This window comes from Alteromonas macleodii (assembly GCF_903772925.1).
In the GTDB taxonomy this organism is placed as follows: domain Bacteria; phylum Pseudomonadota; class Gammaproteobacteria; order Enterobacterales; family Alteromonadaceae; genus Alteromonas; species Alteromonas macleodii_A.
Window position 1 is genome coordinate 879,367 of sequence record NZ_LR812090.1, and the last position, 12,623, is coordinate 891,989.

Consider the following 12,623-nt stretch of genomic DNA (forward strand, 5'->3'; position numbering starts at 1 on the left):
AATATGTGGTAATTAACGCACTTCTTTAATCCTAACGTTACTTATAGGGGCTTTCCAGTTGGGAATGGCAAATTCTTAAAAGCTTCTTATAGAAGGAAGCAGACAAGCTAATATAAAAACGCGGTCTTAAATAATAACTTGTAAGGGTGGTTAACCGTAAGCAACAGCCCTAGGCTGTATTTAATCTTTATGTTAGATTAATCCAATATTTTTTAATCCCTTTTTAATCATTGTGAGATATTCATGAAATGGCCTAATCTTAAGCACCTGCACTATTTAGTGACGCTACATCAAGAGCAACATTTTCACCGTGCTGCCCAGCGCTGTAATGTAAGTCAGTCAACACTGAGTACGGCCATTCAGAACTTAGAAGAACACTTTGGAAGCCAGCTTCTAGAACGTGAACACAAAACGTTTGTGTTTACTTCACTGGGTTTAGATATTGTTGAGCGCAGTAAGGTGCTACTCCAAGAAGCCGGTGAGCTAGTTGAATATGCGCAAAACGCGGGTAACTGGCAGCGAGGCACGTTAAAGCTAGGTGTTATACCAACCATCGCGCCGTTTTTATTCGAAGGTATGATGGGCGCGTTTTCTGCGTTTCTACCTGAGATCAATCTAGAAATGCAGGAAGACACCACAGAGAAGTTACTACAGCAATTAACCGACGGTAGGTTAGATTTACTGATCTTAGCGCTGCCAATGGACACCCCTGGGTGTAAACAAATGGTTTTGGGGCATGACCCGTTTCACCTTATCGCTCATGAAGATATGGCCGAGCAATTACCTAACCCAGTGGATATTTCGAACTTGCCTAAAAAGAGTATTTTTCTACTTCAGCAAGAGCACTGTATGACAGGCCACGCCGTAAGCGCGTGCAACCTTCAGCACAGCGACCAGATTAGCAGCGTGGCAGCAAGCAGTCTGTATACCTTGGTGCAATTGGCGAATAGTAAAATGGGCTACACTTTTTTACCTGAACTCGCGATCAATCAATCCATTCTTGAGCACACTGGCCTTAAAAGCTTCCCAGCAGAAGAACAGGGATTTAGAGAGATTGGATTAGTATGGCGTTCAGGCACAACGCGTATGCAGCTGTTTCGTCGTATCGGTGAAATCATCTCGCCTCTACTGCCAAAGCCAACGTTGAAATAGTTATCGCCTAACAACACGCGCGGTTTAGTAATGTTTATTGCCGCGCGTTTTTAATGGCCTACATTTTAGGTGCGATATGCCCTAATTCTGCAGCCCAAGTGAGTTCTGATCTTTTAAGATTATTTGCCGCACTAGCGCCAAAGCTGTGCAGCGCATTGTAAGCGCTGTTTGATGGAACACGACAATAGTGGCAAAGTGCGTAGAACAAAAGACTACAGCGGTGTTGTGAACCGTCGCAGTGTAAATATATTTTAGCCCCCTCAGTCAGCATTTGAGACAACTCATGAAGGTATTGATGTAGATGTACATCGTCGGTGGGGGACTCAGAAGACGGGTGTAAAAAAGGAACCCATAACCACTCTAACCCGGCCGCATTCGAACGGTCCCGAATAACCGGTGCATTTTCTTCACTGGTCTGTACCGTAGCAATGTGAGTTACGCCAAGTGATTTAAGTCTTTCAAAATCACTTTCAACAGGTTTTTTACCAAGGCATATATGCCCGGCGCGCAAAGAAAACCACGCGATATTTGGTTTTGCTGTTGTACTATCTTCTTGTTTCTCAGCTTCTTGCATAGCTGTGTTATCTAAAACCTTTTGTTAAACGACGAAATAATAAATAGAAAAGTAATGGCAACTGCATCCACCAATTACGAATAAATGCCAAATTGCATGGGTATACTTTACCTTTTTTGCCACGTAAAAGCACACGCCTACGCTGAAACACAGCCCGCCTGCTACCAGTAACCAGAGTCCAGCGCCTGGCATGGCGACATAGAGTGGGTAAATAAGACCTAGAGCAATCCATCCCATTAATAGGTAGGTCATTACCGACACTTTTGGAAACCTATGCTGAGCGATAAGTTTAAACGCGACGCCACCTATCGCTAAGCTCCAAATGATAGCGGTCATGGTAATACCTAAGACGCCACCAATTGAAACCAATAGTAAAGGTGTGTAAGTACCTGCTATCAATAAATAGATTGCGCTATGGTCGAATAACTTAAGCCACCCCTTAGCTTTTTGGTGCGAAATTGCATGGTAAAGCGTGGAGCTTAAAAAAACGAGAATGAGGGTAGAGCCGTAAATAGTAGCTGTGGTTAGCGCTAACGTATCTTCAGCGCGGTACAGCATAAATACTAAACCCACGATAGCCGCTATAAAGCCAATACCGTGAGTAATACTATTCAACCACTCTTCTAAAACGGAGTAGGCTTTGGCAGAAATAGCTTTTGTTTGTTCTTTTACGTCTGTCATCACGTCTCCTGCTTTGTAATCAGTAGAAATATGCGCACCTCTTAATTATCTATCGGCATATCTATGACAATTATAGCGCACACTTGTTCGCTGAATGTGAAAATTTTAACAGAACACGCCAATAGTTTAATGACGATAAAATTACAAAGGGGATTATAAATCGGGGTTTTCGAAGCAGCCGCCCAATTTATCCAGAAGGTATTTTAATGTTCTACTTTCTTCTGTACTCAGACCATTGAACTTGCAAAGCATTTGCGCGGGGACTTCTTCTGCTATGGCTTTCTGTTCCTTCCCCATTTTTGTAAGCAGAACACGCTTAACGCGTTTGTCGACCTCATCTTTAGTTACGACTAAAAAGCCCTTTTCTTCAAGCTTTTTTAAGATCAAAGACATGGCACCACCGTCAATCACTGTTTTTTCAAGAAGCTCAGCAATAGTGATGTCATCGGTTTCCCAAAGGGCCATTAATGTTACGTATTGAGGGTAGGTAATATCTAACGCTTTAAGAAGTGGACGATAAGCGCGAGTGAATGCATTCGACAGCGTATAAAAACGATGACAAAGCTGATTTTCCAACTTTAATAATTCTGACATGACACTTAACCCTTATTGTTACTAGTCACTGAACGTCATTTATATTTTGCATACAAAGTACTTGATCTGCAAATGGGTTCAGTGTTAATTTATTTTGTATGCAAAGTAAAGTGACAGTTCATTATTGAGGAGAGCAACTATGCATAAGCTTCAACAAGTCGTTTATACCGGAACCGCAACAGCAACCGGCGGTCGCGAAGGTACAGCAAAATCTAGCGATGGTAATTTAAACCTTAAATTGTCTACGCCTAAAGCGCTAGGTGGCGCTGGCGGTAAAGGTACTAACCCTGAGCAAATGTTTGCGGCAGGCTATTCAGCGTGCTTCATTGGTGCGTTAAAGCATGTGGCAGCATCGCAAAAGATAAAGCTAGCTGATGACATTAGCGTAACGGGTGACGTTTCAATTGGTCCTATCGAGCAAGGCTTTGCTATTGCGGTTAAACTAACCGTAGATTTAGGTGATATGGATAAAGCACAAGCACAAAGCTTAGTCGATACTGCCCATCAGGTATGCCCATATTCAAATGCGACTCGTGGCAATATTGAAGTAGAAATTAGCCTAGCCTAATTTCACTTCAATTGGTTTAGGTGTTAACGCCAATAAACACAGATAATAACGCACGCCGTAGCGGGCGTGCTTATTGAATTAGATTCGCCAGTCATATAACAGCTTGATACACTAATTTAGTATCAATCATCCTTTAGGAAGTTATATGAAAAAGTACGGATTACTGGCTACGTTCTTGTGCGCGCCTGTGTTATTCGCCTGCAGTGACAATAGCAATGTAGACACAGCAACAGAAGCAAAACAACAAGCCGCTAATGTAAGCGCAAACACTACAGACGAGAATGCAAATGTGGAAAAACGGGCTGATGCAGCCATTGCTTCTGGCGTAGATTACCACTCATTTGCGAACCCAAGTGAAGTCAAGGTTACCCACTTAAATCTAAATTTAACTGCTAACTTTGAGACCAAGCAGCTTGTTGGTGACGTAACGCTTGATATAAAGCGCACAAAGCCTGAAAACAATACACTAATCCTAGATACCCGGGCTCTAGACATTAAAAGTGTAACCGTTGACGGTGAAAGCGTTCCCTTTGAAATGGGAGAGACGGACGCGGATTTAGGTACGCCGCTTAGAATTACACTGCCTAGCGCGGCAGACTCGGTGACGGTAGCGTATTCAACCTCGCCAGACGCGTCTGGCATACAATGGCTAACGCCAGCGCAAACTGCGGGTAAAAAGCACCCGTTTCTGTTCACTCAAGCACAAGCAGTGCATGCGCGAAGCTTTATTCCGCTTCAAGATTCTCCACAAGTACGGGTAACTTACGACGCAACCATTAAAACACCTGAAGCGCTATTGGCGGTGATGAGTGCGTCGAACGACCCTACAACTGCGCGCGATGGAGAATATGAGTTCACCATGCCGCAACCTATCCCTTCGTATCTTATTGCGTTAGCAATAGGTGATTTGAAATTTAAAGCCATGGGCGAGCGTACGGGTGTGTATGCAGAGCCCGCACTTCTTGAAAGCGCCGCAAAAGAATTTGAAGATACCGAAGCCATGTTGGAGGTAACTGAAGAAACCTATGGTCCTTATCAGTGGGACCGTTACGACCTTCTTATTCTCCCGCCGTCGTTCCCGTTTGGCGGTATGGAAAACCCTCGTTTGTCGTTCATCACGCCGACAGTTATCGCAGGGGATAAAAGCTTGGTGTCGTTAATAGCTCACGAACTGGCACATAGCTGGTCTGGTAACACCGTCACCAATGCTACATGGCGCGACCTTTGGTTAAATGAAGGCTTCACGACCTATTTAACCTACCGCATTATGGAGATGATCTACGGACACGATCGCTTCAAGAAAGAAGCCGTGCTGGGCTATCAAGATTTAGAGAACGATATTGCAGCCTTAGATAAGAATGATGAAATCCTTGCCATCGACCTTCGTGGCCGTAACCCAGACGATGTTTTCTCTAATATTCCCTATGAAAAGGGCGCACTTTTCCTACGTGAAATTGAAAAAAAGATTGGTCGCGAAAACTTTGACGCATTTTTAATGCAATATTTCAAAGACTTTGCTTTTAAGAGTATTACCACCGATACATTTATCGCCTACTTAGACGATACGTTATTGAAACAGTACCCAGATAAGCTAGACGCAGAGCGAATTCATACTTGGATCTTTGAGCCTGGTATTCCAAAAGGCGCACCGCAGCCAGAATCTGATGCTTTCACTAAAATTGATGAAACACGAAGCGCTTGGCTTTCAGGCGATGTGAAAGCGGCAGATATTGAAACAGCACAGTGGACTGTACATGAGTGGTTATATTTCTTAAACAACATGCCTGAAATGTTAAGCAAAGCCCAGCTAGCTGAACTTGATTCAGCATTTTCATTAACCTCGACGAAAAACAACGAAATTGCGCATAGCTGGTTGATGATCGCGGTAGAAAATAACTATCAGCCTGCGTTTGAACGTTTGTATAGTTACCTGGTTTCGATTGGTCGAAATAAACTGGTTAAGCCGCTTTATCGTGAGCTTTCGAAAACGCCAGAAGGCAAAGCGTTTGCAAAGCGCGCTTTTGAAGAAGCCAAATCGGGCTACCACCCACTTACGGTGAAAGCGAATGAAGGCTATGTGAATTGATCATCAGTCGTTCTGTTAAGTGAGTAACAATTAAAGCAGCGCATTAGGCGCTGCTTTTTTATTTCTACTAAAAGTAAAACTCATATATAAAAATTGAACGATTGTTCAAAAAGGCGATCTTAAAGTTAGGACAAGCGTATTAACGTTACCTAGTGCCGTTTACCTAGTGTAATTCAAGTGCAGCTGAGTAACTTATTTGCTAGCCGCACGTTGAAGGATTTGAATTAATCGTTAAGGAGTTTTTATGTATACACAAAAGATGCACCCAGCTACTACTTTTCCTGAAGTAAAAGCGACGCTATCAACTGGCGAAACTATATCACTGGCTGACAAGGGCGAAGGATGTGACTGGAAGATGGTGGTAGTGTACCGTGGTAAGCATTGCCCGATTTGTACTAAATACCTAAACAAACTTGAAGATTTCACAGGTCGACTACGTGAGCTTAATATTGATGTTGTTGCAGTAAGCGGCGACAGTAAAGCGCAGCTAGAAGAGCATTTAGACGATTTGTCAATAAACTTTCCTATTGCGTACGGATTGTCGCAAAGTGATATGGAAAAGCTAGGTCTGTATATTTCTGAGCCACGTTCAGAAAAAGAAACGGATCATAATTTTGCAGAACCAGCATTGTTTGTGCTTAACGGTGATAACGAAATTCATATTGCTGAAATTGCTAACGCGCCTTTTGTTCGCCCTGATCTAGAGCAACTGGTATCTGGACTAGAGTTTATTCGCAACCCAGAGAATAACTATCCTATTCGCGGTACGTTTAAAGGCTAAGATTACGAGTCAGTAATAGTGATATGTCGTTCAAAAGTGCGGATCTAGTGTTTATGAAATGTCCCCATACAGTTGGGCTCATTTTTTAAACGGCAACCAAGGCCTGATTTCGATATTGTATCGGACTCAGGCCTTTTAGTGTTCTTGAGCTTACTCGTTTTTAGCAGATACTGAAAAAGCGATGGGCGCCATCTGCTTTCTAAAGTCACCCAGTGCATCTAAAGGTAGCTCAACCTCTATTGCTACACTGCTTCCATAGTTGCAATTGGCAATTTTACCTTTGGCTTGTTCTACCAAGTGACGTACGAACTGTTCATGTTTAAAGTCGATATCCACGCTAAGTGCTTCTAGCTTAATTTCTTGTCTTATTTCAAGAGCGTCAATGGCTTGCTGAGCCGCTGCGGAGTACGCGCGAACCAAGCCTCCTGCACCTAATTTAACGCCACCAAAATACCGCGTAACAATAACCATAATATCGCCAATATCTTTGTGCTGAAGCACATTCAATATGGGTTTTCCTGCTGTTCCGCTAGGTTCGCCGTCATCGGCCATAGCCGCACTAGTAGGCGCGTTAGGGTTTCCGAAGACATAAGCCCAGCAGTGATGTCTGGCGTCAGGATACTGCTGTTTAACACTTTCCAAAAGCGCCATTGCACTTTCACGAGAGTTGGCAAAGCCGGCACAAGCAATGAACTTGCTTTTTTTTATTTCGTACAGGGTTTCAACCTGTTTAGAAGGAACGGGATAAGTCATCGACACATTGTAAGCCAAGTCCGTTTTTTATTTAAGCTCAATCAGCCAGGTGAAGCAATCTGTCGTCGAATAGCGGATAGTTCCAATAGCAGAACGCAATTATGAAAATAGGGTGGTCAAAAATACTACTATTTGGCTAATTATCTTGAAAGATGGTTTTTCATATGAAGTACAGAGGAAAGATTGTTGTTATTATTTTAGTTAACTTTATGAATTTATTGAATTTATCAAAGTTGGCGTAGTGATTGTAATAGCAATGTTAGTTGTGAATGTGGCTAAGAGGTAATGCCACAACAAGGTAACTTCGTCCCTAAAAGGAAATTATGCTATGAAATCACGTACCACTGCTATTGCTATTATTACTCTTACAACACTTTTCACAGGAAGTGCTTTTGCTTCCGTAAAATTTACCCCTACTGACGACTCGGTAACGTCTAACCTATGCGTAACGGCGGCTTCGGGCAACGTATTGAAGTTGCACAATCAAATAAAAGACTCAGCATTAGGCAAAAAGTACGTTGCAAAAGAAATGACATGTAACGGATTAACAGTCTCTGCCTTCGTCGATCAGTACGGTAATAACGCAGATAGTATTAAAAAATACCTGAATATTCACCAGCAGCATATCGCCAGTGTCGAATACAATAAATAGTACTGTCGACTTAAGTGATTGCGCAATTAATAGACTTAAAAAAGTAAATACCATCGAGACTTAACAAGAAAGGGGCTATTGAATATCAATAGCCCCTTTGTATTTCTCACTAACGTTTTTTAACGCAATATACCCGAAACCGTCTCCGATACATTCAACGCACCTTTTTGAATTTCATCAATTATGCTTTGAACTTGCGCAATTTGCTGACTGTTTTGGTCCACGCTATCTTTTACTCCAGCCATCTTCTTCGTAGACTTGTCTGCAAGTTTCCTGTTCTCTGCAACCACGCTTTCTATTTCCACCGTCGAGTCGCTAGTGCGTTGTGCAAGCTGTCTCACTTCATCTGCAACCACGGCAAAACCTCTGCCTTGATCGCCAGCTCGTGCTGCTTCAATCGCAGCATTTAAGGCTAACAGGTTGGTTTGCTCTGCAATACCACTAATGGTCGTAACGATGGTTTCAATCTTAAGCGACTGTTCACTGAGCTCGTGCATGAGTAGATTGGTTTCTTCAACTTCTGAAAGAGCAGCGTCGAAAGTCTCTACGCTGCGCTGTAAGGAAGAGGCACCATCGGCAGCAATCTGCGAGGTTTCTTCTGCTGTTGATACCGCTAACTCTGCCGCTTGAGCAATGGCATGTTTTTCGTTCACTGCTTCGGTAATATTTGAAGCGAATTTAATAACTTTAGTAACGCGACCTGAGGCATCGAAAACAGGGTTGTACGTTGCTTCTAACCACAACGTATTACCGTTAGCATCGACGCGTTCGAATTGACCTGAAGAGAAGTTGCCGCGAGCAAGGTTATCCCAGAAATTGGGATTATCTTGATAAAATTTATCATTGCAAAACATGCGGTGGTGTTTGCCCTGAATGTCAGACAAACTGTATTTTACTGTGGCAGTGAAGTTTTCATTCGCCGTGATAATTGTGCCGTCTGGTTCAAATTCGATAACTGCCATTGATTTGTTTAGTGCATCAGTGACTGCTTTACCTTCAAAGTACGCTTGTTCGTGCTCAGTAATATCGTGATAAATAGCGTGTATTTCCACACTACCGTTTCTATTCACGGTAACATAGCTTGCTTTAAGCCATTTGGTTTCACCAAGTGCTGACTTTCTTGCAACCGTGTCGCTAAAGCTGCCACCATTCACAAGTTGTTGCCAAAACGCTTTGTATTGAGACTCGGTTTCAATACCTTCCACACGCATCGCAGCATGGGAAAACGAAGCTACAGTGGAGTTTGGATAATTCAAAATGGAAAGTAATGCTTGAGAGGCATAGGTACACTGCCCATCGGTGCTGTAGATGGCATAAGCCATATTATTTTTGAACGCATCCAGCGTACCAAGCAAACCTTGACTCTCATCCCTAAGAGCCGACATGTCATTATTGTATCGAGAGCTTGATACGAACATAACGTCTCCTGAAGTTATATGCATAGTTTTGAATAAGTGTAGTATAGATTATCTATGTTGAAGAAATATTTCGTTTAGACATTAGGCGGGTTTCATGATCTAGGTATTATCCATTGGGCTTAATTCCGCCAAGAATGGTTGTGTTTTGATTACAGTGAAGTAACTATCTGCATTGAGCTAGAATTTATAAAACTGATAAGACCGCCCGATGCCATTAGAACGATTTATTCCTTTTCGTAAACGCGATGTCGCTAATTTATGTGAGGGATTGCTCTCTCACGATTCTGCGGTTTTCCGCACTTTCTCTACGTTGTTAGTCAGCCGTATACACTACCAGTACCATGAACAATTAGAGGCGTTGAAAAACAGTTATAGCCATTTCGACCCTAATAAAGACACACGTGAATTACAGCCTTCGAATGAAAGGGTACGCAAGCAGAACCAAAAAGCGTTTGCAAAGGGGTTTGCCAGCCTCTTAAACGCAGCAAATTTTGAAAAAGTCACAGATGATGATTTGGAAGCTGCACTGAATGAAGAATCCTTGTTCAAAGTACGTCTCGCGGTAAGCTTCGATGACTTTGAAGATGTAGTGTTTTATCGCCGGGGGGATTCTATAAAAACTGAAACTGTACGTACCTTTTTCGGGCTACGTAAAAAGCAGGTGTCGTTTACTAACTATGACAAAGTAGCTGTTTATATCACTTTTAAAGATGAAGCCTACTTCAAAGAGAAAGGGCAAACGCCGGTCACCTTTAAACCTGGCTCCACCATAGTGAAGCTTTTCCAAAACGTACCTAAAGCAGACTTGGAGATGCTGTTTCCCAATAGCGAAGTCAAAATGCGTCCGCTCGATAAGTTGATCATTAGTGCATCGGCGGCAATAGGTGGCACCGTGGTACTAGTGACTAAGTTAGGCGCGTCGTTACTTCTCATGGCATCTTTTCTGGCCTTTTGGCTTGGCTTTAAAGACGATGAAGTGGAATTGACTAAGCAAAGCCTAATCACTTTTGGTATTGGCATGGGTGTATTTGGTAGTTTTATCTTTAAGGAATGGACAAAGTTTAAAAACAGAAAAATTAGGTTTATGAAAGCCTTGTCTGACAATCTCTATTTTAAAAATTTAGACAATAATGCAGGCGTGTTTCATACGTTAATTGATGCAGCAGAGGAAGAGGACAGCAAAGAAGCTTTGTTAGCTTATACTTTTTTACTGAAATGCAGTCGTGTATCCAGTGAAGGCTCTGCGGCATTTTGTAAGATGCAATCAGACAGTGAAATAGCTGCTGGTGGAATGACATTAGCAAACCTTGATAGCGCAATAGAAACCTACTTTTTAGAAGAACTCAACTGCGCTCTCGATTTCGACGTTACCGATGCAATTGAAAAATTGGTCTCCATGCAGTTGGTCGAGCAAAACGGTGATGTTTTTGTCGCTCGAACGCTGAAAGATGCTGTGAAGATACTCGATGATTTCTGGGATAATATATATCAACCTGTTTGATTGTTTATAGTACCGACTGATAGGTTGTGCACACTAGGTTGTTCCGCCTAATTTTCTTTCAAAGTCTACGCTTTAAATAGGAGAGGCATTAAGCAGGTATTAAGATAGGCGACAGAGTTACCAAACCATTGTCATAAAACCATAAAATCTCTATAGTTGCTGTACGGTGCGTTGATCAACATCGACACTCCATAGCAGCAGCGCCATTGCGCCGAATGCGTTTCTCTATCTCCAATGCAACAAGCCTGGTTCACTTCTACATGAAAATATTGCATACATCTGACTGGCACTTAGGTCAGAGTTTTTTTACGAAAAGTCGCAAAAACGAACATGCCGCTTTCCTTAAATGGCTTCTTCAACAAGTAGAAGTGCATCAAATAGATGCGATTATTGTCGCGGGTGATGTGTTTGACACGGGCACGCCGCCTAGCTACGCCAGAGAGCTCTACCATGCGTTTATCGGTGAACTTCAGGGGATGCAGTGTACATTGGTGGTGCTGGGGGGAAATCACGATTCAGTATCGGTATTGAACGAAAGTAAGGCGCTACTGAAATACTTAAATAGCCACGTAATTGCCAGTACATACGGCGAATTGAGTGAACAAGTCATTACGCTTAACGATCGCAAGGGGCAGCCCAGTGCCGTACTGTGTGCCGTACCCTTTATTCGCCCACGCGATGTGCTTGTTAGTGAGGCAGGGCAAAGCGCCACTGACAAGCGTCAAGCGCTTGGCGATGCGATAAAGCAGCATTATGGGACGCTTTATAATGAAGCCTTGTCACTGCGCGCTTCAATGGAAGAAAAGCGAATAAAAGACGGCAGTGAAAACAGCGCTGCCATTCCTATTATTGCTACAGGGCACTTAACCGCTTTAGGCGTGAGTCAGTCAGAAAGTGTACGCGATATCTACATCGGCACCCTTGAAGGCTTTGACGCCAAAGGGTTTCCGCCCGCCGATTACATTGCACTTGGGCATATTCACAGGCCACAGAAAGTCGCTAAGACAGAACACATTCGCTATTCAGGCTCACCCATACCGCTAAGTTTTGATGAACTAAACACACAAAAGCAAGTAGTGTTGATAACGTTTGAATCTGAAAGCACAACGCCTACTATCTCAACGCTTCCGATACCGCGCTTTCAGGCCATGGAAGTAATAAAAGGCGACTTAAAAGCGATTGAGGCGGCCATTAATAAGAGCGATGCCATCACGTTAGCTTCTCAAACAGATGATGCCGTTAGCGAAGTGGATAAAGCCCTTAGCGAGTTTAATAAAACCGTTAGCGCAACGGATAACGCCATTAGCTCTAAAGACCCAGTGTGGTTATGCATTGAAGTTGAAACAGAAGACTACCTGACTGATTTGCAGCAGCGTATTCAGGGCTTGTTAGAGGGGAAAAACGCTGAAATCTTGCAGTTGAAACGCAAGCGTAAGCGCACGGTAAATAGCTTAACGGAAAAGCAAATTGTACAGCTTAGCGAACTGTCGGTAAACGATGTATTTGAAGCGCGTTTGGCACTAGAGAGCATAGGAGAATACTCAGCAAGCGAAACGACGGAAGATACCCTTACAGATTCTGAACAGAACGCTGGCGAAACAGAAGAAGCAGAGTCAGAGAAAAGCTGTTCACGCATAAACCGAATAAGGCAGCTATTTAATGAAGCGGTAGAGCTGGTGCACACCAATGATGAGGATGCCGATTTATCAGGTGAAGCGTCACTAATAGGGTCTGTAGGTAAAACCAGCGCTGGAGCATCGCCGCAAAATGGAAGCCATACTGCAACAGCAGGCATAGGCAAGGCAGAGCTAGAGCAAGGCGTCGCTCAAGAGCAAGCTCACAACCGGAAGGGCGAATAGTACA

General features: G+C 43.1%; 12 protein-coding genes and 1 pseudogene. 7 read left to right on the plus strand and 6 right to left on the minus strand.

Annotated features, from left to right (window positions below):
* Positions 1-243 precede the first annotated feature (243 nt).
* Complete coding sequence (locus PCAR9_RS03885) at positions 244-1,152, plus strand: hydrogen peroxide-inducible genes activator (protein WP_179982486.1); 909 nt, start codon at positions 244-246, stop codon at positions 1,150-1,152.
* A gap of 58 nt (positions 1,153-1,210) precedes the next feature.
* On the opposite strand, the gene PCAR9_RS03890 is transcribed toward PCAR9_RS03885, so the two are convergent.
* The 3 genes from PCAR9_RS03890 to PCAR9_RS03900 form a co-directional block, all read right to left on the minus strand.
* The gene (locus PCAR9_RS03890) at positions 1,211-1,726 is read right to left on the minus strand and encodes a protein-tyrosine phosphatase family protein (protein ID WP_179982487.1); all 516 of its coding nucleotides are present in this window, start codon (positions 1,724-1,726) and stop codon (positions 1,211-1,213) included.
* A gap of 24 nt (positions 1,727-1,750) precedes the next feature.
* Positions 1,751-2,407 carry a PAQR family membrane homeostasis protein TrhA gene (gene trhA / locus PCAR9_RS03895; RefSeq protein WP_179982488.1) on the minus strand — a complete coding sequence of 219 codons (657 nt, stop codon included), beginning with the start codon at positions 2,405-2,407 and terminating at the stop codon, positions 1,751-1,753.
* A 153-nt stretch (positions 2,408-2,560) separates the two neighbouring features.
* Positions 2,561-3,001, minus strand: a complete 441-nt coding sequence (locus PCAR9_RS03900; protein ID WP_179982489.1) for a MarR family winged helix-turn-helix transcriptional regulator — start codon at positions 2,999-3,001, stop codon at positions 2,561-2,563.
* Between the two features lie 139 nt (positions 3,002-3,140).
* Between PCAR9_RS03900 and PCAR9_RS03905 the strand changes: the two genes are divergently transcribed.
* From PCAR9_RS03905 to PCAR9_RS03915, 3 genes are all read left to right on the plus strand, one after another.
* On the plus strand, positions 3,141-3,569 hold the full coding sequence (locus PCAR9_RS03905) for an organic hydroperoxide resistance protein (RefSeq protein ID WP_179982490.1): 429 nt from the start codon (positions 3,141-3,143) through the stop codon (positions 3,567-3,569).
* A 145-nt stretch (positions 3,570-3,714) separates the two neighbouring features.
* Positions 3,715-5,655 (plus strand): M1 family metallopeptidase, encoded by a 1,941-nt coding sequence (locus PCAR9_RS03910; protein WP_179982491.1) that lies wholly within the window; start codon positions 3,715-3,717, stop codon positions 5,653-5,655.
* 244 nt (positions 5,656-5,899) lie between these two features.
* On the plus strand, positions 5,900-6,436 hold the full coding sequence (locus PCAR9_RS03915) for a redoxin domain-containing protein (protein WP_179982492.1): 537 nt from the start codon (positions 5,900-5,902) through the stop codon (positions 6,434-6,436).
* A gap of 85 nt (positions 6,437-6,521) precedes the next feature.
* On the opposite strand, the pseudogene PCAR9_RS20225 reads toward PCAR9_RS03915, so the two are convergent.
* Together PCAR9_RS20225 and PCAR9_RS03920 are read right to left on the minus strand one after the other, a co-directional pair.
* A pseudogene (locus PCAR9_RS20225) lies at positions 6,522-6,584 on the minus strand (hypothetical protein); the annotation flags it as partial.
* Positions 6,585-6,586: 2 nt separating this feature from the next.
* Positions 6,587-7,189, minus strand: coding sequence for a YigZ family protein (locus PCAR9_RS03920; RefSeq protein ID WP_179985146.1), 603 nt, complete (start codon positions 7,187-7,189; stop codon positions 6,587-6,589).
* Positions 7,190-7,517: 328 nt separating this feature from the next.
* Here PCAR9_RS03920 and PCAR9_RS03925 point away from each other — a divergent pair, with 328 nt between their 5' ends.
* Positions 7,518-7,841 carry a DUF3718 domain-containing protein gene (locus tag PCAR9_RS03925; protein WP_179982493.1) on the plus strand — a complete coding sequence of 108 codons (324 nt, stop codon included), beginning with the start codon at positions 7,518-7,520 and terminating at the stop codon, positions 7,839-7,841.
* Between the two features lie 119 nt (positions 7,842-7,960).
* Here the strand turns inward: PCAR9_RS03925 and PCAR9_RS20165 are convergent, their stop codons facing one another.
* Positions 7,961-9,259 (minus strand): PAS domain-containing methyl-accepting chemotaxis protein, encoded by a 1,299-nt coding sequence (locus tag PCAR9_RS20165; protein ID WP_179982494.1) that lies wholly within the window; start codon positions 9,257-9,259, stop codon positions 7,961-7,963.
* A 208-nt stretch (positions 9,260-9,467) separates the two neighbouring features.
* Here PCAR9_RS20165 and PCAR9_RS03935 point away from each other — a divergent pair, with 208 nt between their 5' ends.
* Both PCAR9_RS03935 and sbcD read left to right on the plus strand, forming a co-directional pair.
* Positions 9,468-10,760, plus strand: a complete 1,293-nt coding sequence (locus PCAR9_RS03935; protein ID WP_179982495.1) for a TMEM143 family protein — start codon at positions 9,468-9,470, stop codon at positions 10,758-10,760.
* A 260-nt stretch (positions 10,761-11,020) separates the two neighbouring features.
* Complete coding sequence (gene sbcD, locus PCAR9_RS03940; protein WP_232091110.1) at positions 11,021-12,619, plus strand: exonuclease subunit SbcD; 1,599 nt, start codon at positions 11,021-11,023, stop codon at positions 12,617-12,619.
* The last annotated feature ends 4 nt before the right edge of the window (positions 12,620-12,623 follow it).